Annotated in this window: 19 protein-coding genes and 1 pseudogene; 7 read left to right on the top strand and 13 right to left on the bottom strand. The window is 70.0% G+C overall.

The genetic code is table 11. The features are described from left to right. Nucleotides 1-77 precede the first annotated feature (77 nt). The 3 genes and pseudogenes from plsX to argS all read left to right on the top strand — a co-directional run. Nucleotides 78-1,130: pseudogene (gene plsX / locus ABZ810_RS34820) on the top strand (phosphate acyltransferase PlsX); the annotation flags it as partial. 381 nt (nt 1,131-1,511) lie between these two features. Next, nucleotides 1,512-3,908, top strand: coding sequence for an HAD-IC family P-type ATPase (locus tag ABZ810_RS34815; RefSeq protein ID WP_358410524.1), 2,397 nt, complete (start codon nt 1,512-1,514; stop codon nt 3,906-3,908). A 160-nt stretch (nt 3,909-4,068) separates the two neighbouring features. Continuing rightward, nucleotides 4,069-5,832 carry an arginine--tRNA ligase gene (gene argS, locus ABZ810_RS34810; RefSeq protein WP_358410522.1) on the top strand — a complete coding sequence of 588 codons (1,764 nt, stop codon included), beginning with the start codon at nt 4,069-4,071 and terminating at the stop codon, nt 5,830-5,832. Between the two features lie 127 nt (nt 5,833-5,959). Here the strand turns inward: argS and ABZ810_RS34805 are convergent, their stop codons facing one another. The 5 genes from ABZ810_RS34805 to deoC form a co-directional block, all read right to left on the bottom strand. Continuing rightward, nucleotides 5,960-6,205: a DUF2630 family protein gene (locus tag ABZ810_RS34805; protein ID WP_358410520.1), complete on the bottom strand. Its 246-nt coding sequence runs from the start codon at nt 6,203-6,205 to the stop codon at nt 5,960-5,962. A gap of 84 nt (nt 6,206-6,289) precedes the next feature. Then, nucleotides 6,290-7,333 (bottom strand): hypothetical protein, encoded by a 1,044-nt coding sequence (locus ABZ810_RS34800; RefSeq protein ID WP_358410518.1) that lies wholly within the window; start codon nt 7,331-7,333, stop codon nt 6,290-6,292. A gap of 229 nt (nt 7,334-7,562) precedes the next feature. Beyond that, nucleotides 7,563-8,414, bottom strand: coding sequence for an aldehyde dehydrogenase family protein (locus tag ABZ810_RS34795; RefSeq protein ID WP_358410800.1), 852 nt, complete (start codon nt 8,412-8,414; stop codon nt 7,563-7,565). A 55-nt stretch (nt 8,415-8,469) separates the two neighbouring features. Beyond that, complete coding sequence (locus ABZ810_RS34790) at nt 8,470-9,900, bottom strand: aldehyde dehydrogenase family protein (RefSeq protein WP_358410516.1); 1,431 nt, start codon at nt 9,898-9,900, stop codon at nt 8,470-8,472. 14 nt (nt 9,901-9,914) lie between these two features. After that, nucleotides 9,915-10,859 (bottom strand): deoxyribose-phosphate aldolase, encoded by a 945-nt coding sequence (gene deoC, locus ABZ810_RS34785; RefSeq protein WP_358410514.1) that lies wholly within the window; start codon nt 10,857-10,859, stop codon nt 9,915-9,917. A 132-nt stretch (nt 10,860-10,991) separates the two neighbouring features. Between deoC and ABZ810_RS34780 the strand changes: the two genes are divergently transcribed. Continuing rightward, nucleotides 10,992-11,789, top strand: a complete 798-nt coding sequence (locus ABZ810_RS34780) for an SAM-dependent methyltransferase (RefSeq protein ID WP_358410512.1) — start codon at nt 10,992-10,994, stop codon at nt 11,787-11,789. A 107-nt stretch (nt 11,790-11,896) separates the two neighbouring features. Then, nucleotides 11,897-12,793 carry a helix-turn-helix transcriptional regulator gene (locus ABZ810_RS34775; RefSeq protein WP_358410510.1) on the top strand — a complete coding sequence of 299 codons (897 nt, stop codon included), beginning with the start codon at nt 11,897-11,899 and terminating at the stop codon, nt 12,791-12,793. Between the two features lie 4 nt (nt 12,794-12,797). Here the strand turns inward: ABZ810_RS34775 and ABZ810_RS34770 are convergent, their stop codons facing one another. Both ABZ810_RS34770 and ABZ810_RS34765 read right to left on the bottom strand, forming a co-directional pair. After that, entirely contained in the window at nt 12,798-13,457 is a 660-nt protein-coding gene (locus tag ABZ810_RS34770; RefSeq protein WP_358410508.1) for a DUF6585 family protein, read from the bottom strand. A 593-nt stretch (nt 13,458-14,050) separates the two neighbouring features. Beyond that, entirely contained in the window at nt 14,051-14,440 is a 390-nt protein-coding gene (locus tag ABZ810_RS34765; RefSeq protein ID WP_358410506.1) for a hypothetical protein, read from the bottom strand. Between the two features lie 1,222 nt (nt 14,441-15,662). On the opposite strand from ABZ810_RS34765, the gene ABZ810_RS34760 reads away from it, so the two are divergent. Then, the gene (locus tag ABZ810_RS34760; protein WP_358410504.1) at nt 15,663-16,157 is read left to right on the top strand and encodes a GNAT family N-acetyltransferase; all 495 of its coding nucleotides are present in this window, start codon (nt 15,663-15,665) and stop codon (nt 16,155-16,157) included. A gap of 247 nt (nt 16,158-16,404) precedes the next feature. Here ABZ810_RS34760 and ABZ810_RS34755 read toward each other — a convergent pair whose 3' ends face one another. The 5 genes from ABZ810_RS34755 to ABZ810_RS34735 form a co-directional block, all read right to left on the bottom strand. Further along, a complete protein-coding gene (locus ABZ810_RS34755; protein ID WP_358410502.1) occupies nt 16,405-16,869 on the bottom strand; it encodes an NUDIX domain-containing protein in 465 nt (154 codons plus the stop codon). A gap of 122 nt (nt 16,870-16,991) precedes the next feature. Further along, complete coding sequence (locus ABZ810_RS34750; RefSeq protein ID WP_358410500.1) at nt 16,992-18,275, bottom strand: DUF222 domain-containing protein; 1,284 nt, start codon at nt 18,273-18,275, stop codon at nt 16,992-16,994. Nucleotides 18,276-19,169: 894 nt separating this feature from the next. Continuing rightward, complete coding sequence (locus ABZ810_RS34745) at nt 19,170-19,895, bottom strand: YwqG family protein (RefSeq protein ID WP_358410498.1); 726 nt, start codon at nt 19,893-19,895, stop codon at nt 19,170-19,172. Between the two features lie 54 nt (nt 19,896-19,949). Further along, nucleotides 19,950-20,885, bottom strand: a complete 936-nt coding sequence (locus tag ABZ810_RS34740; protein WP_358410496.1) for a pyridoxamine 5'-phosphate oxidase family protein — start codon at nt 20,883-20,885, stop codon at nt 19,950-19,952. 64 nt (nt 20,886-20,949) lie between these two features. Further along, nucleotides 20,950-21,387: an SRPBCC family protein gene (locus ABZ810_RS34735; RefSeq protein ID WP_358410494.1), complete on the bottom strand. Its 438-nt coding sequence runs from the start codon at nt 21,385-21,387 to the stop codon at nt 20,950-20,952. Between the two features lie 70 nt (nt 21,388-21,457). On the opposite strand from ABZ810_RS34735, the gene ABZ810_RS34730 reads away from it, so the two are divergent. Next, nucleotides 21,458-21,991, top strand: coding sequence for a TspO/MBR family protein (locus ABZ810_RS34730; RefSeq protein ID WP_358410492.1), 534 nt, complete (start codon nt 21,458-21,460; stop codon nt 21,989-21,991). A 119-nt stretch (nt 21,992-22,110) separates the two neighbouring features. Here the strand turns inward: ABZ810_RS34730 and ABZ810_RS34725 are convergent, their stop codons facing one another. Next, complete coding sequence (locus ABZ810_RS34725) at nt 22,111-22,770, bottom strand: maleylpyruvate isomerase family mycothiol-dependent enzyme (protein ID WP_358410490.1); 660 nt, start codon at nt 22,768-22,770, stop codon at nt 22,111-22,113. Nucleotides 22,771-22,793 lie beyond the last annotated feature (23 nt).

Below are 22,793 nucleotides of genomic sequence, written 5' to 3'. Positions count from 1 at the left end.
CCCTTGTCCGGACCGGTAGGGGGACGCCATACGATGCGATGAGCTGCAATCTTGTGGCCATCGTGTCCGCTCGTCCCCTGTGGAGTCCCATGACCGGCAAAGGCGAGTCGCGCCCGGCGCAGGCTCGACCGGCCCCGATCGCGGTGGACACCATGGGCGGCGACCACGCCCCGGAGGAGATCATCGCGGGCGCGGTCGCCGCGGTGCGGGAGCACGGCGTCCGGCTCATCCTGGTCGGCCAGGCCCCGCGGATCCGCCGCGAGCTGGACCGGTACGGCATCGCCGGAGAGATCCCGATCGTGCACGCCGAGGAGTCCCTCGACATGGGCGAGGGCGCGCTGGCCAGCTGGCGCAAGCCCCGTTCGTCCGTCGCGATCGCGTGCCATCTGATCAAGCAGGGCCGGGCCTCGGCGCTGGTCTCGGCCGGGTCCACCGCGGGGGTCGTCGCCACCTCGCGGCTGCGGCTCAAGGGCCAGCAGGGCGTGATGCGCCCGGCGATCGCGGTGACGCTGCCCACCCGGCCGCGGCCCACCGTGCTGCTGGACGCCGGGGCCACCTCCGACGTCAAGCCCGAGACGCTCGTGCAGTTCGCGGCGCTCGGCACCGCGTACGCCCAGATCCGGCTGGGCCTGTCCCGGCCGACCGTCGGGCTCCTCAACATCGGCGCCGAGCCCGGCAAGGGCGACAAGGTCACCAAGAACGCGCACGAGCTGCTGGCGAGCGGGCGGCACGGCATCAACTTCGCCGGGAACGTGGAGGGCCACGACCTCCTGCGCGGCGTGGTGGACGTCGTGGTCACCGACGGCTTCACCGGCAACGTGGCCCTCAAGACCATGGAGGGCGCGGTCCGGATGGCCCTGGGCGAGGTCCGGGAGGCGATGACCGGCAGCCGTACCGCCAAGCTGGGCAGCTTCCTCCAGCGCCGCCGGCTCACCGACCTGCGCGACCGGCTCGACTCGGAGACCTACGGCGGCGGCGTCCTGCTCGGCCTCAACGGAACGGTGGTCATCGCGCACGGCGCCTCCCGGGCCCGCGCCATCACGTCGGCCTGCGTGCTGGCGTACGAGCTGGCCCTCGGCCGCATCGTCGAGCGGATCCGCGACCAGGTCGCCGCCACCCGCACGCCGTCCCGGTTCGGCCGCCTGATCCACTCCGACCGCGACGGCGGCGACCGGGCCGAGAGAGCCGACAAGACCGAGAAGCAGGAGAAGGCCGAGAAGCAGGAGAAGGCGCCGGACCCGCCGGAGCCCGGCGACCGGGCCCGGCCCGCCGAGACGGAGCCCGCCGCCGAGACCTCCCCCGCACCCCGGCCGCTCCCCCAGGACACGCCCGCCCTCCCCGCCCCGCCCGCCGGGAGCCAGGACCAGGACGCCGAACGTTCCCCGGACGACGGGGCCGAGCCCGCCCCGGGCAACGCCGAGGTCGGGCCCGCGCGGGGAGAGCCGCCCGCCTCCTCCTGACCTGGATTGCCCTGGAGATCTTGTGGGAATGCTGCATCCAACGGGGGCAAAGTGACGGATGTACAGCAGAGTTCCGCACGGGGACTGACGTCCGCGCAGGTGCGCGAGCGGGTCGAGGCGGGGCAGACCAACGACGTGCCGCGCCGGTCCAGCCGGTCGGCGGGCGAGATCGTCCGGGCGAACGTGTTCACCCGGTTCAACGCGCTGATCGGCACGCTGTTCGTCCTGGTCATGATCTTCGGCCAGTGGCAGGACGGGCTGTTCGGCGGGATCATCGTGGCCAACTCGGCCATCGGCGTGATCCAGGAGCTGCGCGCCAAGCGCACCCTCGACAAGCTGGCCGTGGTCGGCGAGACGCCGGTCAAGGTGATGCGCGACGGCGAGCTCGCCGAGCTGGAGCAGCAGCGGGTCGTCCTGGACGACCTCGTCGTGCTCGGCACCGGCGACAGGATCGTGGTGGACGGCACGGTGGCGGCCTCGCAGGGCCTGGAGATCGACGAGTCGCTGCTCACCGGCGAGGCCGACCCGGTGCACAAGGCGCCCGGCGACGAGGTCAAGTCCGGCAGCTTCGTGGTCGCGGGCGGCGGCACGTTCACCGCCCGGAAGGTCGGCCGCGAGGCCTACGCGGCCAAGCTGGTCGAGGAGGCCAGCAAGTTCTCGCTGTCTCACTCGGAGCTGATGGCGGGCATCAACACGTTCCTCAAGTACGTCACCTGGCTGATCGTCCCGACCGCGATCCTGCTGTTCGCCAGCCAGTTCGGCACGGCCGACACCATCGGCGAGGCGGTCGTGGGCGCGGTCGCCGGCGTGGTCACCATGATCCCCGAGGGCCTGGTGCTGATGACCAGCATCGCGTTCGCGGTCGGCGTCGTACGGCTCGGGCGGCGCAGGTGCCTGGTGCAGGAGCTGCCCGCGATCGAGGGCCTGGCCCGGGTGGACGTGCTGTGCGTCGACAAGACCGGCACGCTGACCGAGCCCGGCATGGACCTGGACGAGATCGTCGTGCTGGACGAGGGGCTGCCCGGCAGGCAGGCGCTGGCCGCCATCGCCGGCGACGACCCCGACCCCAACGCGACCATGCAGGCGGTCAAGGAGGGGCTGGACGAGCCCGACCCCGGCTGGAGCACCACCGAGACCGTCCCGTTCTCGTCCGCCCGCAAGTGGAGCGGTGCCGCGTTCGACGGCGAGGGCTCCTGGGTGTTCGGCGCGGCCGACGTGCTGCTCGGGGCGGACGACCCGTACCGCCGCCGCGCCGAGGAGCTCGGCTCGACCGGCCTGCGCGTCCTCGCCCTGGCGCGGGTGCCGGACGGCTCGTTCGTCACGCCCGAGGCCCTCGACGTGACGACCGGCGCACGGGGGGCGGGCCCGGAGGGCAGGGGGGCGGGGACCACACGGCCCGCGGCACTGATCGTGCTGCGGCAGCGGCTCCGCGAGGAGGCGCCCGCCACCCTGGAGTACTTCGCCGAGCAGGGCGTGGCGGTCAAGGTCATCTCCGGCGACAACCCGGTCTCGGTGGGCGCGATCGCGCGTTCGCTCGACCTGCCCAAGGCCGAGCACCCGGTCGACGCCCGCACGCTGCCCGACGACGTCGACGAGATGGCCCAGGTGCTGGAGGACAACTCGGTGTTCGGCCGGGTCAGCCCGCAGCAGAAGCGGGCCATGGTCAAGGCGCTGCAGTCACGCGGCCACACGGTCGCGATGACGGGCGACGGCGTCAACGACGTGCTGGCGCTCAAGGACGCCGACCTGGGCGTCTCGATGGGCTCGGGCAGCGGCGCCACCCGGGCGGTGGCGCAGATCGTGCTGCTCGACAACAGCTTCGCCACCCTCCCGCACGTCGTGGGCGAGGGCCGGCGGGTGCTCGGCAACATCGAACGGGTCGCCAACCTGTTCCTGACCAAGACCGTCTACTCGATCATCCTGGCCGTGCTGGTGGGCCTGATGCACGTGCGTTTCCCGTTCCTCCCCCGGCACCTCACGCTGATCAGCAGCCTGACGATCGGCATCCCGGCGTTCTTCCTCGCCCTGGCGCCCAACCTCGAACGGGCCCGGCCGGGCTTCGTGCCCCGGGTGTTGCGGTTCGCCGTGCCCGCGGGCCTGGCCTGCGGCATCGCCACGTTCGCCGGCTACTACCTGGCCACCGAGAGCTCCGAGAGCGGGTTCGCCGAGAACAGCTCGACCGCGGCGCTCGCGCTCTTCCTGCTGACCCTGTGGGTCCTGGCGCTGATCGCCCGCCCGTGGAACTGGTGGCGGCTCGGGCTGGTCGTCACGATGGGCGCGGCGTTCGTGATCGTCCTCGCGGTGCCCTGGCTGCGCGAGTTCTTCGCGCTGCAACCCGACAATCTGCGCAACGACCTCGCCGCGCTCGCCATCGCCGCGGCCGCCGGCCTGCTCCTCACGCTCGTCCTGCGCTGGGACAAGTGGATGACCAGGCTGCGCGGCTCCTAGCGCGCCGTCCAGCCGCGTTGCACGCCCGGCCGGGCTCCCGGTGGGGCGGGCGGTGCTCGGCGCCCAGATCGCCGCACAGCCGCTCCCAGGCCTCGTCGCGTGCGGTCCGCTGAGAAAAGCAATACCTGATCATCACCCGCGCCCCGATAACCTTGGGGGCATGCCCGATCCGCAACTCGCCCTCACCGCCCGGGTTCAGGAGGCGCTCACCGCCGCCTTCGGACCGTCGTACGCGGACACCGACCCGGTCATCCGGCCGTCGCAGTTCGCCGACCTGCAGGCCAACGTGGCAATGTCGCTGGTCAAGCCGCTCACGGCGGAGCGAGGCGAGAAGCAGAACCCGCGAGACATCGCCAACGAGATCGCGGAGCGGATCGACAAGGGCGACCTGATCGACAAGGTCGAGGTCAGCGGGCCCGGCTTCATCAACCTGACCCTGCGCGACGGCTGGATCGCCGCGCAGGCGGACGGCGTGCTGGCCGACCCGAGACTCGGCGTGCCCGCCGCCACCGACCCGCAGCGGGTCGTCGTCGAATACTCCTCGCCCAACGTGGCCAAGGAGATGCACGTCGGGCACCTGCGCACCACGATCGTCGGCGACTCCATCGGCCGGATCCTGGAGTTCCTCGGCCACGACGTCATCCGCGACAACCACGTCGGCGACTGGGGCACGCCGTTCGGCATGCTGATCGAGCACCTGCTCGACCTCGGCGAGGACAAGGCCGCCGACGACGACGCCTCGGTGAGCGACCTGACCGCGTTCTACCAGGCCGCCCGGACGAAGTTCGACGGCGACGAGGAGTTCGCCGGCCGGTCGCGGCAGCGGGTCGTGTCGCTCCAGGCGGGCGACGCCGAGACCATGCGGCTCTGGCAGGTCCTGGTGGACGTGTCCAAGCGCTACTTCAACACCGTCTACGGGCGGCTGGGCGTCACGCTCGGCGACGAGCACATCAAGGGCGAGAGCTTCTACAACGACCTGCTCGCCCCGACCGTCCAGGAGCTGGAGAGCAAGGGCATCGCCGTCGTCAGCGACGGCGCCCTCTGCGCGTTCCCGCCCGGGTTCACCGGTCGCGAGGGCGAGCCGCTGCCGGTGATCATCCGCAAGAGCGACGGCGGCTACAACTACTCCACGACGGACCTGGCGACCATCCGCTACCGGGTCGACACCGAGCACGTCAACCGCATGATCTACGTGGTCGGCGCACCCCAGGCGCTGCACTTCCAGATGGTCTTCGCGGTCGCCCGGATGGCCGGCTGGCTCAACGACGACGTCAGGGCCGAGCACGCCCAGATCGGCAACGTCCTGGGCACCGACGGCAAGATCCTGCGGACGCGGGCGGGCGGCACCGTCAAGCTCGCCGAGCTCCTCGACGAGGCCGTCGAACGGGCCGGCCGCGCCTACGACGACGTCAACCCCGACGACTCGGCCGGCCCGGCGGCCCGCGCCGAGATCGCCGAGGCGGTCGGGATCGGCGCGGTCAAGTACGCCGACCTGTCGGTGGCGCGCGACAGCGAGTACATCTTCGACTTCGACCGGATGATCTCGTTCAAGGGCAACACCGGCCCCTACCTGCAGTACGCGGTCGCGCGGATCCACTCGATCTTCCGCAAGGGCGGCGTCACGCCGGCCGACGCCACCGCGCCGATCACGATCACCGAGCCCGCCGAACGCGCGCTGGCCCTGCAACTGCTGAGCTTCGGCCCGGTGCTGGAGCAGGCCGGCGAGACGGCCGAGCCGCACAAGCTGGCCTCCTACGTCTTCGCGGTCGCCGACGCGTTCACGACGTTCTTCGAGAGCTGCCCGGTCCTCAAGGCGCCCGACGAGGAGACCAAGCAGTCCCGGCTGTCCCTGTGCGCGGCCACGCTGCGCACGATGACCACCGGGCTCGACCTGCTCGGCGTCCCCACCCTGGAGCGCATGTAGCCGCGCGGAGCGTGCGGCTCGCGGGCCAGGGGCCCGCGACGACGAAGAGCCGGTTCCGGAGGCTTCCGGGACCGGCTCTCTCGTTTCGCCGGGACATCGGGTTTCGCCGGGCCATCGATTTCGCGGGCTACTGCAGGTAGCCCTCGACCTCGCTCGGCGGACGGAGCTCGGCGTCGTCGGGGTCCTCCCCGGCGCCCATCCGGGCCCGGCGCTGCCTGAGGAGGTCCCAGCACTGGTCCAGGGCCACCTCCAGCCGTTCCAGGCGCTGATGCTCCTCGTCGCCGCCGAGCTCGCCGCGCTGGTACCGGTCGCGCAGCGACTTCTCCTCGTCCACGAACTCGTGGATGCGAGCCAGGATGTCCTTGTCGTTCACGGCCGCTCCTCTCCTGGATCAGAATCCGGCAGAGCCCCTACCCACGCAAGGGAAGGGGCTCTGCCGCCGAACGATCGGCCTGGGTCAGCGCGAACCCGCGCTGGTCAGACCGGTGAGGAAACCGCCGTCCCCCGAGGTCGAGTGCTGCATCGAGTTGGACCCCACCGGGGTCTTCGGCTCGACCATGACGCTCGAACCCGCCGCCTTGCGGGCGGTGGACCGCTTCGACGGTGCCGCGGACTTGCGCGGACGCGTCGTGGTGGCCTTGGGCTTGGCCGACTTCGGCTTGGCCGCGGCCGCGGTCGTCTTGCGGGCCGTCGACGTGCGAGCGGTCGACTTCTTGGCGGTCGCCCGCTTCGCCGTGGCCTTCCTGGCCGTCGACTTCCTGGCGACGCGCGCCGTGGCGGTGGACCGCGAACGGGTCGAGGCGGCCGCGGTCTTGCGGGCCGTGCTCGCCTTCTTCGCGGGTGCGCGCTTGGCGGTCGACTTCCGCGCGGTGGACGCCTTCCTGGCGGCCGTGCGCTTGGCCGTGGTCGCCTTCTTGGCGGCCGACCTGCGCGCGGCGGACGTGGTCTTCCGCGCGGTGGTCTTCTTGGCCGCCGACTTGGCCGCCGCCTTCTTCGCCGCCGCCTTCTTGGCGGTCGACTTCCTGGCGGTGGCCTTCTTCGCCGTCGTCTTCTTTGCGGCGGCCTTTTTGGCGGTGCCCGACGGCTTCGCGGTGGCCACGGCCCTGGAGGCGGCGGTCATCGCCTTGGCGGCGTCGTTCATCGCCTTGGTGGCGTCGTTCATCGCCTTGGTCATGGCCGTCATGGCCTTGACCGACGCCTTGGCCTTGGTCTCCGCCGACTTCATGGACTTGGCGGCGGTGCTGGCCTTGGTGGCCGCGGTCTTGGCCTTGGTGGCCGCCGCCGAGGAAGACCGGCTCATGGTGACGGTGGTACGGCTCGCCGTCTTCTTGGCGGCGGGCGACGTCCTCCGGCGTGCCGTCGTGCTCTTCCTGGCGGTGGTCGCCTTCCTGGCGGCCGGCTTCCGGGCGGCGGTCGTGCTCTTCCGCGCCGTGGTCGCCTTCTTGCCGGTCGTGGTCTTCCTGGCGGTGCCCTTGGCAGCCGTCGAACGGTTGACCGTCACCCGCGACGACGCGCTCTTGGCGGCGGCGCTGGTGCGCTTGGCTGCCGGCTTTCTGGCAGCGGTGGTCTTCTTCGCGGCAGTGCTCTTGGCGCGACTAGCCGTACCTCGGCTGGACGTCGTGCGCTTAGCAGTCTTGGTAGGCACTGATCTCCCCCCCGTGATGATCAGTTACGGGGAGATCTATTCCACACTTGTTGACGCTCTACACACACTCTGTTATTTGAACGGATCAGAGCCCCACCGGATGCCACACCGTCTTGGTCTCCAAGAAGGCGGTCAAGCGCTCCGTTCCCGGCTCCGCGGACCAGTCGGTCACGCCCGGTCGCAGCACCCTCTTGAGGTTGTCGGCCGCCGCCTCTTCAAGTGCTCTGACCTGGTCTTTTGCCACTCCGGCGAGGTCGATCGCATTCACGTCCATGTGCGCGGCGAGCCAGGGCGCGAGTTCGTCGCGGCGGCCGGTGAGCACGTTCACGACACCACCCGGAAGGTCGGAAGTCGCGAGCACTTCCGCGAGCGTTATCGACGTCAAAGGCGCCGGCTCGGACGCCACCACGACGACGGTGTTGCCCGACACGATCGCCGGCGCGACGACCGACACCAGGCCGAGCAGCGCGGAATCCGGTGCGACGATTCCGACGACCCCGGTCGGTTCCGGAGTCGAGAAATTGAAGAACGGCCCGGCGACCGGATTGGCGGCGCCGCCGACCGCGCCGAGCTTGTCGGCCCAGCCCGCGTACCAGACCCAGCGGTCGATCGCCGCGTCCACCTCCGCGCCCGCCGCGCCCTTGCCGAGGCCGGTGGCGCGAAGCTCCTCGACGAACTGCGCGCGGCGCCCTTCGAGCATCTCCGCGACGCGGTAGAGGATCTGGCCCCTGTTGTAGGGCGTGCGCCCGGACCAGCCGCCGAACGCCTTGCGCGCCGCCGTCACCGCGTCCCGCACGTCCTTGCGCGAGGCCTGGGAGGCGTTGGCGAGGAAGCCGCCCTTGCCGTCGTTCACCACGTACGACCTGCCGGACTCGGACCGGGGGAACGCGCCCCCGATGAACAGCTTGTAGGTCTTGCGCACGCTCAGCCGCGCCATGCCGCCGGACGCCCCGCCCTCGGACCCTGCCTTGCCATCAGACACTGCTTTGCCATCAGACATCGAGGTACGCCTCCAGGCCGTGCCGGCCGCCCTCACGGCCGTAGCCGGACTCCTTGTAGCCGCCGAACGGCGACGCGGGGTCGAACTTGTTGAACGTGTTGGCCCAGACGACCCCGGCGCGCAGCCGTTCGGCCATCCACAGGATCCTGGAGCCCTTGTCGGTCCAGACGCCGGCCGACAGCCCGTAGGGGGTGTTGTTGGCCTTCTCGACCGCCTCGGCGGGCGTACGGAACGTCAGGACCGACAACACCGGCCCGAAGATCTCCTCGCGGGCGATGCGGTGCGACTGCGCGACGTCGGTGAACAACGTCGGCGCGAACCAGAACCCGCGCTGCGGCAGCTCGCACGGCGGCGACCAGCGGCCGGCGCCCTCCTGCTCGCCGACCTCCGACAACATCCGGATCTTCTCCAGCTGGGCGGCGGAGTTGATGGCGCCGATGTCGGTGTTCTTGTCGAGCGGGTCACCGACGCGCAGCGTGGCCATCCGGCGCTTGAGCCGGTCGAGCAGCTCGTCGGCCACCGACTCCTGGACGAGCAGCCGCGACCCGGCGCAGCACACGTGGCCCTGGTTGAAGAAGATCCCGTTGACGATGCCCTCGACGGCCTGGTCGAGCGGCGCGTCGTCGAAGATGACGTTGGCGGCCTTGCCGCCCAGCTCCAGCGTGACCTTCTTGTCGGTGCCGGCCGCGGCGCGCGCGATCCGCTTGCCGACGTCCGTCGAGCCGGTGAACGCGATCTTGTCGATGCCGTCGTGCTCGACCAGCAGCCGGCCGGTCTCCCCCGCGCCGGTGACGATGTTGACCACGCCCGGCGGCAGCTCGGCCTGCCGGCAGATCGCCGCGAACGCCAGCGCCGTCAGCGGCGTCGTCTCGGCGGGCTTGAGCACGACCGTGTTGCCGCACGCCAGCGCCGGGGCGATCTTCCAGGCGAGCATGAGCAGCGGGAAGTTCCACGGGATGATCTGGCCGGCCACGCCCAGCGGCCGGGGGCCGGCCCCGAATCCGGCGTGGGCCAGCTTGTCGGCCCAGCCCGCGTAGTAGAAGAAGTGCGCGGCGACCAGCGGCAGGTCGACGTCGCGCGACTCGCGGATCGGCTTGCCGTTGTCGATCGACTCCAGCACGGCCAGCTCGCGGGACCGTTCCTGGATGATCCGGGCGATCCGGTAGAGGTACTTGGCCCGCTCCCGGCCCGGCATCGGGCCCCACACCTTGTCGTAGGCGGCGCGGGCCGCGGCCACCGCGCGGTCCACGTCGGCCGCGTCGGCGGTGGCGATCTCGGCCAGCGGCTCCTCGGTCGACGGGTCGACGCTCTTGAACGGCTCGCCGTGCCCGTCGGTGAACTCGCCGTCGACGAACAACCCGTACGACGGCCTGATGTCGACGACGGCGCGCGACTCGGGCGCCGGCGCGTACTCGAACTCCATGATCAGCAGTCCCGTCAGTCGAGCGTGAAGTAGTCGGGGCCGGAGTAGACGCCGGTGGCCAGCTTGCGGCGCTGCATCAGCAGGTCGTTCAGCAGGCTGGACGCGCCCAGGCGGAACCAGTCCGGGGTGAGCCAGTCGGGCCCGGCGGTCTCGTTGACCAGCACCAGGTACTTGATGGCGTCCTTGGTGGTGCGGATGCCGCCGGCGGGCTTCACCCCGACCATCCTGCCGGTCTCGGCCCGGAAGTCACGGACCGCCTCGAGCATGACCAGCGTCACCGGCAGCGTCGCCGCGGGCGACACCTTGCCGGTGGAGGTCTTGATGAAGTCGGCCCCGGCCCGCATCGCCAGCCAGGAGGCGCGCCGCACGTTGTCGTAGGTGACGAGCTCGCCGGTCTCGAAGATCACCTTCAGATGGGCGCCGTGCCCGTCGTTCGCCGGGCCCGCGCAGGCCTCCTTGGTCGCGACGATCTCCTCGTGCACCTTGAGGTAGTCGCCCGCCAGGAACGCGCCGCGGTCGATCACCATGTCGATCTCGGTGGCACCGGCCTCGACGGCGGCCCGGGTGTCGGCCAGCTTGGCCTCCATGGGCGCCCGGCCGGACGGGAACGCGGTCGCCACGCTCGCCACGCCGATGCCGGACCCCCGGAGCGCCTCGACCGCGGTCGCGACCATGTCCGGATAGACACAGATCGCTGCCACCCGCGGAACGCCCGGGTCACCCGGATCGGGCTGCCGGCCCTTCGCACACAACGCCCGCACCTTGCCGGGCGTGTCGGCGCCCTCCAGCGTGGTGAGGTCGACCATGGTGATCGCCATGTCGATGGCCTGGGCCTTGGCCGAGGTCTTGATCGAACGGGTGGCGAGCCGCGCGGCCCGCTCCTCCGCCCCGACCTGGTCGACGCCGGGCAGCCCGTGCAGGAAGGCGCGCAGTTCCGCGGCGCTCACGAGAGTCTCCATTGACACGTCCCCAGCATCGCGCACCCCGCCCACCTGTACAAAACGGGCAAGGAGTGCAAAGAATCTACATCTCGTCTATCTTGGTCGGGAAATTCAAACATGGCCGTGTTCCCCCAAAGGAGCCCCGCTGCGATGGCCGACGACTCGGTGCCCCCGCAGATCGACACCACCGTGCCGCACTCCGCCCGCATCTGGAACTACTGGCTGGGCGGCAAGGACAACTACCCCGTCGACCGTGACGCCGGCGACGCCTACGTCCAGATCTACCCGGCCATCGTCGACATCGCCAAGGTCGGCCGCCACTTCCTCGCCCGCGCCGTCCACCACCTCGCCGGAGAGGCCGGCATCCGCCAGTTCCTCGACGTCGGCACCGGGCTGCCGACCGTCGACAACACCCACGAGGTCGCCCAGCGGGTCGCCCCCGACTCGCACATCGTTTACGTCGACAACGACCCCCTGGTCCTCGTCCACGCGCACGCGCTGCTCACCAGCTCCGCCGAAGGCGCCACAAGCTACATCGAGGCCGACATGCGCGACCCCGAGGCGATCCTCCGCGTCGCCCGGGACAAGCTCGACTTCGACCGTCCCATCGCCCTGATGCTGATGGGCGTCCTCGGCCACATCGACTCCTACGACGAGGTCCTGCGCATCATCCGGGGCCTGATGGCCGGCCTGCCCGAGGGCAGCCACCTGGCCCTCTACGACGACACCGACACCGACGACGCGCACAACAAGGCGCAGCAGGAGTACGACGACACCGGTGCCGTGCCGTACCGGCTGCGCCCGCCAGAACAGATCATCGGCTACTTCGACGGTTTCGACCTCGTCGAACCCGGTGTGGTGGCCTGCGAGTCGTGGCGCCCCGAACCCACCCCGTTCGACGACGTCACCAAGACGTCGACGTTGTGCGGAGTGGCGCGCAAACGGTAAAAGCCGGAAGCGATCGTCCCGGTTGTCAGCGGTCTCGGTTGTCTATGCCGGTGCCGGGTGACAGTCTTGACGGTGGTTCGGCGTCGCTGTGATCAACGGGAGTGGGAGTGGGCACCGAACGTGTCATCGACGTGCCGTCCGACGGGCTGACCCATGGCCGCGCCGGACCTACCGTGCTGCGCCTGGTCGTCGGCGCGCAGTTGCGGCGGCTGCGGGAGAACCGCGGCATCACCGCGGAGGAGGCGGCCTACGAGATCCGCGGCTCCGCGTCCAAGATCAGCCGGATGGAGCTGGGCCGGGTCCGCTTCAAGGACCGCGACGTCTCCGACCTGCTGACGTTCTACGGCGTCGACGAGCTGACCGACCGCCTGCCGCTGCTGGAGATGGCGCAGCAGGCCAGCACGGCCGGCTGGTGGCAGCCCTACAGCGACCTGGTGCCGCCCTGGTTCGAGGCCTACCTCGGCCTGGAGCAGGGCGCCAGCATGATCCGCTGCTACGAGGTGCAGTTCGTTCCCGGCCTCCTGCAGACCGACGGCTACGCCCGCGCCATCGTCGAGACCGGCATGCCCCGCGCCGGCGAGAACGAGGTCGAACGCCGCGTCGCGCTGCGGAGGGAACGCAAGCGGGTCCTCACCCGCCCCGAACCCCTGCGCCTGTGGGCCATCCTCGACGAGGCCGCCGTCCGCCGCCCGTTCGGCGACCGCGACGTCATGCGCGCCCAGCTGCGGCACCTCATCGAGATGAACGAGCTGCCGCACGTCACCGTCCAGATCAGCCCGTTCAGCGCGGGCGGCCACGGCGCCGGCGGCCCGATCAGCATCCTGCGCCTGCCCGCCGCCGACCTGCCCGACGTGGTCTACCTCGAACAGCTGACCAACGCGTTCTACCCCGACAAGCAGTCCGACATCTTCCACTACACCGACGTCATGAACCGGCTCGCCGTCCAGTCCGCACCGGCGTCCGCCACGCCCAAGCTCCTGCGGTCCATCATCGACGAGATGTGACCGTTCACCCCCTGAGCCGTTCGAGGAGGTTCAGGGCCAGCAGGAAGTTCGGGATCTCCGCCACGGCCACCGTCGGCAACGACCGCCGCCGCGCGTCACTGACCCAGAGCGTCCCGTCCCCCACCTGGACGTCGCTCACCTCCGCCCAGGCCAGGGCCTTGCCCTTCACCGACACCCCGTCCCCGCCGATCCGCAACTTCCCGAAGTCGAGCGCCTCCCCCCGCCGCAGCCGCTCCACCGCACCCGGCAACCGCACCCGGGCCACCTGCGCCTGGATCTCCGGCCCCCACGTCCCCTCGTACACGAACGGCGCGCCCCGCACCACCGACGGCACCCGCCGCCCCTCGACCGTGAACCTCAGCTGCGCCGGAGTCCCCCGCCCGATCGTGACAGCCTCCAGCTCAGGCCCGACCAGCGTGTAAGCCGCGTCCGCCTGCGCCCCGTTCACCGTCCGGAGGTTCTGGAACACCGTCACCGTCTCCCACCGGAACGGCATGCCCACACCCTCAGGCCCGGCGACGATCAGCCCCTCGCCATAGAAATAGAGCCGCCAGTCGTTCCACTTGCCGAACACGGCCCGCTGCTTCGCCCGATAAACCTCCCGAAGCCCACCCAGCCGCCACTCCCCGGCCAGCAAGACCACCCACTCCGGAACCTCGTCCACCTCATCCTCCAACCCACCAGACACCCATGTCCATTTAAACCGCCCCCCAGCACAGCCCCGCAAGCGGGTATGACGAGGGGCCACGTCGCAGCCGAGATAGTGGCGCGCATGTGGGCAGACGGCCTAACACGATCACCCTGATCGCCGTCGCACCCCCGGGCCCCGCGACGACCACACCTCCAGCACAAACCGCCCCCGCCTGATCAACGCCTCCGAAGCCCCACCCCACGCCGCCCATCCCCAAGGAATCAAGAATCACCAGCCGGAGCCCCGCCGAACCGGATCCCGCCACCCAAAAACCCCGCCCGATCGACCATCGGTCGACAACGTCCCCCGGACCTGGTCCTGTGTGGGCGCAGGGTCCGTCCCACCCCCGTCAGCCCACCTAGGCGGCGAACAACCCCCACCTCCGACCTTCGACCAGCACCACACGGGCCGAATCCCACACCGCCACAAGAGCGACCGCTCCCACATGGATCACCGCTTCCACACGGAGGGTCTCGCCCCCGTATGGATGACCGGCTTTCCGCCCGAGCCCGCGAGTCGGCGAGTCGGCGAGCTCATGACAGCCGCCATCACCAGGCCCACCCCCGCTACAACGACCCGTCGATCCGCTGCTGAGCGTGGGCGAGGAGCACGTTAGCCACATCATCGAGCGTGGACTGCCCGGTGAGCTCGCACGCCTTGTCCAGGGCCTCTCCAGAGGACAACACCATGTGCTCTTTCCTGCAGCGCCGCGGGTCGCATCCAGGGCGTCGGCAGAACGTGGTGATCCTGCGCCCGTCGGCCGACAGGTCACCGGTCCCGAAACGCCCGTCCTCGTGCACATAGAGCACGACCGCGCCCCGCTCGTACGCGATGAACGCCTCACGCGGCTCGTTGCGCCGTCCGCCCATGGGGTACTCGACGCGGTACGGCGTCTCCCCGGCGGACTCGTGCGCTCCCCAGATCGTCCGCCCGACCACCTCGATCACACCGCTCATGACCACCCCCTGTCCATTGCCCAGCAGAGTCATCCACTCATCCCGCCTGAACACCACCACAAACCCCTCCGAGTCGGCCAAGCCCCGAGCCGCCCCTCCACCCCGCCGCTGTGGCTGCTCTTCCATCCCTCAGCCGACGGCGCAACAAATCCAGCCATGTGCTCCCCACCCTCCGACACCGGGTTCATTCCTGACGTAACGCTTCGGCCCCGTACGCAGCCCCACAGCTTTCATGCCGCCCTGACGCCGGTCAGCAGCGCGCAGAATTCCCTCCAAGAGATCCATCCCTGGAACGGCCCGAACGCTCGCGACCAAAGAACCGTCCGGGCCCCGCCCGCAAACGCCCTCAGCCGGGGCCCGCGTCGAACGTTCCGCTGCTGATCGGCGACCCCAACCTGCAATGTGGCTCGCCGTTGGGGCAGACAAGATCGGGACGCCGAACGCGACCGGCATCCCGGTGACAGCCAAGCTCCGCGACAGTTCCGGCTTCCAGATCGACCATCCAAGCGATGTCACTCCGACCACAGGTGACCGCCCAAGCGCGCGCCCCCAGACCCGGAACGCGACCGCGCAAACTCAACAGTCATCACAACCCCACCCCCGCAGCCGCAGTGGCAGCGCGCCGGCCAAACAGGGACAGGACGGCCAGGGTGCCGAGCAGTGCGGTCACCACCAGAACGGGGCGGCGGCGAGCCTGCCCGCCACGAGGTACCGGGGTGGCGATAACCGATGCGAGCGAACCCGGCGTTGCCACCGGGGACGCCGGTGCGTGCTGTGGACGAGTTTCGGCCGCTGTCGGGGGCCGAGGGCCGGGGCCGGGGGCCGGGGGCATGCCGCAGTCGGTCTCCAGGCGCAGGTGCAGGTCAGGCAGCGGGTGTCCGCCAGGGGCCGGGTGCCATCTACCTGCCGCCATCTACCTGCCGCCAGCCGCCTGCCGGAAGCCGGTTGCCACTCGGGCCGGTGGACACCCACCCCACCTCGGGCCGCCGCACCGACGCCGAGCCGACCAAGTACTCCTGCTGAGCGCGGAGTGGCCAAGGCAATACCTGGACCTGGCACGTGCTGCCCGACACCGGCAACTGCGACGCGGGCGGCTGCGCGAGCTTGCCGCCAACGATGACCTCAAGACCCCTCAGCCGCTGTCACATTCACCGACGCGCGGAGGCCGCTTGATCTCACATCCATACAGGTCACGACCGACATACCTGGATAACCTGCACGGGTGAAGGAAACCGTGATCTACGTTGAGATGACAGCCCGCGATCAGCTCATCCCCTCAGCGCCCGTCTCCGGCCTCACCCTCGAACCCCTGGACGCCGACTCCCCACTGGTCACCGACGTCATGGCCCGCATCGGCGCTCCGTACAACTGGGAGAGCACGGCCCGCACCCCGGAGGGGTGGACCGCCTGGTTCGCCGAGCACCCCGACCGCTCCTTCTGGTTGGTGGCGTACGAGGGCAGCCCGGCCGGAATGGTCTCCTTCGACTTCCATCCCGGCGACGAGGTCGAGATCGGAACGTTCGGCCTGCTCCCGGAGTACGTCGGCAAGGGGCTGGGCGGCTACGCGCTGACATTGGGCGTCGAGAAGGCCTGGGAAACGGCCTCCCGAGTCTGGCTGCACACCTCGACGTTCGACCACCCCAACGCCCTCCGCAACTACCACCGCCGCGGCTTCACCACCTACCGCACCGAAGAAGGCAACCGCACCAAGCCCTGACACCGCCAGGCTCGGACTGCCCCAGCCCTTCAGCTCCGAAAGCGGCCGCCGAGCCCTCACCAAGGATCTCGAACGAGCGCACCCTGCGGACTCCGCTACGTCCGGGCCTTCTTGCGGATCGAACGCCACCGGCAAGACGTCACCAAGGCCATGGGTAAGTACGTCGGGGGCTGCCGGACTGGGGGTGGGGGACTTCCGTGTCCGTACGGGTGCTGACCACAGGGTGGGGCGTTCGGCGATGGGGCGGTTATTCGTCTTGGAGCACCCGGGCCAGTTCGCCTCGGATGTCAACGGGATAGAGGTTGAGCGCCTCGAACTCCTCGGCCGCCGCCCACATGAGCTCGAAGCTGTTCTCCGGCCCGTGCGCTTCGGCCTCTGGTCCGGACAGGACGGGGGTGCCGACGACGTCGGCCATGAGGAAGTACGACGCCGGACGGCCGTTATGTCGACCGGTCCACAGCAGCCGTTCGATCCGTGCCTGAAGAGTCGTCTCTTCCTCAAGCTCGCGCACCGCCGCCGTCTCAGCCGTCTCCCCATCCTCGACGTGTCCACCCGGAAGGATCGCGTAGCGGTGTCCTGGACATGTGGGCCCTTCAACGCCAACGCCCTTGCACATGGCACAGACATCAGAGCGCTCGCGACGGAGGTACCGCTTGATGACCAGAGCACGAGACCCGTCAACCACCACAGCAACTGCCCTGGGAATCGCCACGCCCGCAAGCATGCCACCGGCGTCCACCCCACCGGATACGCAACCGACACGACACATGCCAGCGGGCCCAGCGCAGTAAGCACCGGGTCCGCAGGCGGGTATGGGTGGAGTGGTGGGGTGGATCAGGCTGCGAGGTGGTGGTCGTTCCACGGGTCGTCGCCGGGGTCGGGTGTTCGTCCGGTGGGCCATCTGCCGCGTCTGGACCGTGTGACCCCGTCGGGTGGCAACGCCTGGTAGACGTACTGTCCGGCTTGGTTCTTGCTGATGTTGATCTGGTCGGGGTGGGTGTGTTTCCACCGGTTGTGCCAGCCGCAGCACAGCGCGAGCTTGTTGATGTCGGTCGGGCTGTTGCCCAGCGCCCACCCATCGACGTGGTCGACCTCGCACAAGAACCCCGGCACCTCACACCCACGCACCGCGCAGGTGTCGTACTGGGTTTCCAGGACGCGGCGTTGGCCTGGGCTGGCGATGCGGGTGGTGTGACCCAGGTAGAGCGGCACGTTCCCCGGCCCCAAAAGCAGCGGTGAGACTCCGGCGGTGAGCGCCAGCCGCCGCACCTGCTCAGCCGGGATGGGGGTGCCGTCCCGCAGCCAGCCAGGCGTGTCTTCGCCCATGAGGGTTTCGAGGTTGGCGATGACGGTGACGCGGGTGTCGTTGTGGCCGTGTGACAGCACGGTGGTGAGGGCGGCTGCGGTGCGTTCGCTCAGGTCTCGCCGGTCGTCGCTGCCTGCTGGTTTGGTCAGCGGGGCCAGGGTGCCGTCCAGGATGGCGGTGTCTTCGGGGTTGAGCCACCCGTTGACGTATGACCCACCGTCCAGCGACCGGCTCAACGTCAACCAGGAGCGTTCGTAACCGCGCTTGACGTCCTCAGGCGCCTTCTCGGTGCCGTCGACCTCGGAGACCAAGTCGTGGATTTTGCGGCCGAGCCGGGCGACCTTGCCCGCCGACAGCCCGTCGTTGGCGGCGTTCAACAGGATGTCCTCGGCCGCCGCGCAGTCCTCGTCGTTCAACCGCTGTACGGCGTCGGCGACCGTGGCCGCGTAGCCGAGCGAAAGGTCACCGGTGGCCAGGTCCTTGCCCACCCGCTCCAAGCGCGGCAACTGCCGGGCCAGGGTGATGCGTTCCTTGGCGCGGCCTTCCCGCATCCCCAGACGGCACCGCAGCCACGCCTGGGTGGACGGCAGCCCCCAGTTTTTCATTTCGCCGGTGCGGTCCACTATTGCGATCGTGCCCGCGAGGGCGAATTCGATTTGATCTGCGGCCCTCGCGAGCGTCTCGGTCAGCTCCATGCAAGCGGCGCCGGAGTCGGGGGCGGGACGTTGAGTGAGCTGGGTGGCGATCGCGGCTACCGCTTCCACCAATTCTGCAGTGGAAGCGGTCTCTAGATCCGCGACGATCGAATGCATGTCTTGATTATATCGACGGTGACGGATTGCAATTATCTGATTACGGACATTTCGATTGGCCGCAGGTGGCCATCAATTAACCGGGCGCAAATAGGTCGCGGCGGGCGGCACCGTTGGGTGGTTGATCGTCCAACGGTCGGTGCGTGGCCTGGGACGGGTGAGTCGGAGTCCAAGCCGGGTTGCTGCTGGTGGATGGCTGAGCGGAGCCGGACTGACCCGCCGCACACAAGCCTCCGCCTCTCCGAGCGTTGCTGTCACGTTGGCGCAGGTCCCAGAGGCCCAAGGATGCGACTAGGTGGAGGCGGCGCTGCCCCCTGAGGTCGCACCGGAAACCCGCGCTTCGCGCGGCCCCAAAGTTCGAACATCAGCGATCACCAGCACCCGCACCATGACAGGAAAGCGAGACCGGCCGCCTACTTTCTTGTCGATGCCAAGCTGGAACAGCAGACCGCACCCACCCCCGCACTCGGCAGATAGGCGCGAGCCAAAGGGGTGACCGAGGCCGCCAACCCCGAAGGGGCTAACGATCTAACCGAAGATGCATTGAACCGCAGTGAAGCTCCAAGACCCAACACCCCACCCACTTTCTCGTCGCCGCCAAGTCTGCGCAGAAGACCGCACCCACCCGCACCCGGCATCCACGCATCCGCCGAAGGGGTGACCGTGGCCGCCCACTCCGAAGGAGCAAATGATCTAGCCGGAGACGCGCTGACCCGCAGCGCGGCACCAAGCCTCAACCCCACCCCCGCCAACTTTCTTGTCGCAGCCGAGCTTGAACAGAAGACCGCACCCACCCGCACCCGGGCGACGCAGCACCAGCCAGAGGGGCGACCGATGCCGCTACACCCAAGAGGAGACCTGGCGCTCACCGCGAGATGCCACCGAGAACGCGCCTCAGGCGACCTCGATGGCGCGGGTGACTCGGTCGAGACGACCTGCCGCCAGATCCTCGGCGCTCACCCAGAACGAGACGTTCACGATTTCGCCCCAATCGGTACCGTCCAGGGATTCCAGCTGAAGCAGGGGGCGCTGATCGGGGCGACCGCCGCCGTACCAGCCGAGCAAGCGGTAATCGACCCGAGGAAGGACCGCCGCGAGCGTTTCGACGGCGTCCATGGCGTCGATGAGGTCGTGGCCTTCCAGGGCATCGACCGCGGGATCGGTGGAGTCAGGAAGATCCAAGGAGTACGACGCGGCCACCGGCACCGCGGGCATCACGGTTGCGTCCGGCGGAGCAGGTCGTTCCGGGGTGCCGGAAGGAACGTGGAGGACGCGCGCGTCGGAGCCTTCGAAGTCGGCGAAGGTGTCATCGAAGAAGAACAGGAGGAGCCCCTCGCGCGGAAGTGGCCAATCGCCGCCGAGCAGCGGATGCAGGGCCGCGCAGTCGAGCTGTGCCAGGAACGTCAGCGGCCGGCCGTCGAAGGTCGGCCATTCCGTCCCTGCGGGGATCGGAGGCAGGCCGCCGAACCTCGTGCGGCCGGCGCCCGAGCTCTGTGCGGGCGTGAGCGCGATCGAGGGACGCAGCAAGGTCAGCGCTTCCCGTGCGATGTCCGGGACCTTGGAGTTGTCAGCGGCTTCGGCGAGCCGGGCGCGCAACTCATCCTCGGGGGCGATCTCCATGGGCGCTGAGTCTGCCAGGGGACGACGTCTTCGGGAGACCGGGTGCGGTACCGGCTAGAGGACGTGGACGCCGGCGCGGCGGGACCGCGACAGAGCCACGCGCATGGCGACGCCCATGCCGACGCGGTAGGCGAGTCTGGCCGACGGCAGGCGGTAGGCCACCTCGGTGTGCGGGGCGTAGCGGGCCTGGGCGCCGTTCGCCAGCCATCCGGTGTGGATGCGTCGGCTCTGACCGAGGATGTGCCGGCTCTGACCGAGGTTGTGCTTGCGGAACGAGTGGGCGGTGAGGCCCGCGCGGCGTCCGCCGGCGGGGACGAGGCCAGGCGGGACGTCCAGGACGAGCCCGTCGGGGTTGTCGCCCGTGACGCCCACAGGCACGACCAACGGCAGGCCGTCCGATCCCGTCCACCCGAGCAGCACGTCGGGGAATTCACCTGCACGGCGAGCGGCTTTGGCCTGGTCGAGGCGCGGGCCGGCGCCCTTGGCCGGGGGCGGCTGCGGAGCCGGAGGCCCGGGCAGCGACGGACCGTAGACCTCAGGCGTTCCCGAGCAGGTCAGGTCGGGCCACACGATGATGCGCTCGACCGCCACCTCAACGAGTACCCGGGTGTAGTAGACGCGCAACCAGCGGTCCCAGATCGGGCCGGTGGGGCGCGGGCCGTCGAAACGTTCCCAGGTCGCCCCCAGGCTCTCCGGGTCGTCGGCGATCGGGACCGAGACCGTCGCCGCGCCCTGGACGAGCACGTATTCGGGGCGATCGGCATAGCGGTGGGCGCGGGTGTGGAAGGCCAGAGCCGCACGGGGGTCGCGCCTGATGCGTTCGAGCTTCTTCCAGCCGCCGACCGAGCTGTTGAACGTCAAAGTGTCCGCCACACGATCCCGCAGCCCGAAGTTGGTGACCGGCGAGAGCACCACGCCGCGTGCGGGCGTGACGCTGGCGAGCATCACGGCCTGGTCGCCGCCGAGGATCTCGTCCACCGCGCCGGGCAAACCGGGAGAGCACCATGTCCGCAAACCTAAAAAACAAAACGTCTATTAATAAGCGCAGCCCGGGTCAGGTGAGGGCGTCGAGGGAACGTTTCATTTCGCGGGCGGCGTCGTCGGCGAGCTTGCGGAGGGCTCCTCCGAGAAAGGGAACGGCCAGGCGGGCGAGGCCCTTGAAGGCGAAGTGCACCCGGTAGACGACCTTCGTGCCGCCACCGTTCGAGGCGAAGCGCATCTCGTCCGTCGAGGTGACGGTCTTGTTCTCGCCGACGAGGGTGACGGCCCTTCCGGGGTCGAGCGAGGTGATCTCGTAGATCAGGGTCGTCTCCCGGCCGCGGAAGCTGGAGACGTTCCGGAAGCGGGCACCGACCTTCAGGTCGCCCGCGTCCAGCCGTTCGCAGGAGATCGTCCCCGGGTCCCAGCGTTCGGTCGTGGTGAAATCGGTCAGGAAGGGCGCGACGAGCTGGACGGGGGCATCGGTCTCGATCGTTCGCGTCAGGGTCGGCATCGAGGTCACTCCGTTCTTTGAACGGTATTCGGTCCGGATGCGCCGTTCGGTTGCGGGTAGGTCCACGTTCATGAAAAAAGATCTTGTGGTGACCTCGGCCGCCGTCACGACCGCCGCCGGGGCGGGGGTCCTGGCCACCGACCCGGACTCGGACTGGTATCGCGAGCTGAGCAAGCCGCCCTGGCAGCCGCCTTCGGCCGCGTTCGGCCTGGTCTGGACGCCGCTGTACGCCACGATCGCCTATGCCTCGGCGCGGGCGCTCGACAAGGCCGGAAACAAGGCCGGAAACAGGGCCGGAAACAGGGCCGGCGGCAAGGAGCGCCGCGCGATCGGGGCGCTGCTGGGCACCAACCTGGCCCTCAACTCAGGCTGGTCGGCGCTGTTCTTCGGCGCGAAGAGGCCCCGGGCGGCGCTCGCCGAGATCGTCCTGCTGAACGCGGCGAACGTGGCGCTGGCCCGGCGGTTGTGGCGAACGGACCGGCCGGCGGGCGCACTCCTGCTCCCCTACCTGGCCTGGACAGGGTTCGCCACGGTCCTCAACGCGTCGATCGTGCGGCGCAACCCGCGGACGGGGGCGGCGCACGATCGGCGCTCGCCGGTCTGAGGCAGGGCCCAGACCGTGCCGGTGGGCGCCAGGCGCGGCCTGGGCACTGGCCGAGGGGCGGCTTGAGGAAACCCTGTCCTCCCCAGCAATCCGAAGTGTGCGCCCGGTCGGCGGCCGGTTCAACGTTTCCCGCGTGGCGAATTGCGGGCTTTCGCCATCCGGGCCTCGATCTTGGGGACACCGGGACCGGTGAGGAGCGGGAGGGCGGCACGGCGGCCGGTCATGACGAGGAGGAGCGCCGAGATCGGCCCCTCGACGAGCAGCCCCTCTCCCGCGTTCCACGCGTGGTCGGTGGCGACGAGGCGCATGCCCGCGAGGCGGCGTCCGGCGCGGAACGGCCACAGGCTGGGCCACACCCGGGCGGCGGCGGCGACGGCGGCGTCCGCCGGCATGGGCCGCGTGCGCGACAGCGGGATCGCGATGTCCTGCCCGTGCACGAGGACGTCGATCAGGGGCTCCAGGTGCGAGATGACGGGCGCCTTCCCGCGGGAGCCGACCATGTCGCGCAGCAGCGCCGCATAGCTCTCGACCGGCAGCGCGGCCTGGCGGATCGCCGAATCGCGGATCATGCGGTCGAGGCTCCCGCGCGCCCGGAGCAGGCCGGGCAGCGCGCCGCGGAACCCGGTCTGCGCCAGCGTGAGGTGCGCGGCCACATCGCGCACGCGCCACCCCTCGCACAGGGACGCCCTCTCCCACTCGTCCGCGCTCAGGTCGTCGAAGAGGGCGGCCAGGCTGAGCCGCTGGTCATCGATCGCCCGCCACACCGCGTCCTGCTCCATGACGCCCCCTTCGGAACGGGCCT

The organism is Spirillospora sp. NPDC047279 (assembly GCF_040643285.1).
In the GTDB taxonomy this organism is placed as follows: Bacteria; Actinomycetota; Actinomycetes; order Streptosporangiales; family Streptosporangiaceae; genus Spirillospora.
This window is presented reverse-complemented; position numbering and strand designations above follow the sequence as displayed.

What these genes read in the sequence shown, in the direction of transcription:
- ABZ810_RS34750 (WP_358410500.1), bottom strand. Translation starts at nt 18,275, where the DNA reads ATGCATTCGATCGTCGCGGATCTAGAGACCGCTTCCACTGCAGAATTG.
- ABZ810_RS34795 (WP_358410800.1), bottom strand. Translation starts at nt 8,414, where the DNA reads ATGGCGCGGCTGAGCGTGCGCAAGACCTACAAGCTGTTCATCGGGGGC.
- ABZ810_RS34730 (WP_358410492.1), top strand. Translation starts at nt 21,458, where the DNA reads ATGAAAAAAGATCTTGTGGTGACCTCGGCCGCCGTCACGACCGCCGCC.
- ABZ810_RS34725 (WP_358410490.1), bottom strand. Translation starts at nt 22,770, where the DNA reads ATGGAGCAGGACGCGGTGTGGCGGGCGATCGATGACCAGCGGCTCAGC.
- ABZ810_RS34735 (WP_358410494.1), bottom strand. Translation starts at nt 21,387, where the DNA reads ATGCCGACCCTGACGCGAACGATCGAGACCGATGCCCCCGTCCAGCTC.
- deoC (WP_358410514.1), bottom strand. Translation starts at nt 10,859, where the DNA reads ATGGAGACTCTCGTGAGCGCCGCGGAACTGCGCGCCTTCCTGCACGGG.
- ABZ810_RS34780 (WP_358410512.1), top strand. Translation starts at nt 10,992, where the DNA reads ATGGCCGACGACTCGGTGCCCCCGCAGATCGACACCACCGTGCCGCAC.
- argS (WP_358410522.1), top strand. Translation starts at nt 4,069, where the DNA reads ATGCCCGATCCGCAACTCGCCCTCACCGCCCGGGTTCAGGAGGCGCTC.
- ABZ810_RS34745 (WP_358410498.1), bottom strand. Translation starts at nt 19,895, where the DNA reads ATGGAGATCGCCCCCGAGGATGAGTTGCGCGCCCGGCTCGCCGAAGCC.
- ABZ810_RS34765 (WP_358410506.1), bottom strand. Translation starts at nt 14,440, where the DNA reads ATGAGCGGTGTGATCGAGGTGGTCGGGCGGACGATCTGGGGAGCGCAC.
- ABZ810_RS34790 (WP_358410516.1), bottom strand. Translation starts at nt 9,900, where the DNA reads ATGGAGTTCGAGTACGCGCCGGCGCCCGAGTCGCGCGCCGTCGTCGAC.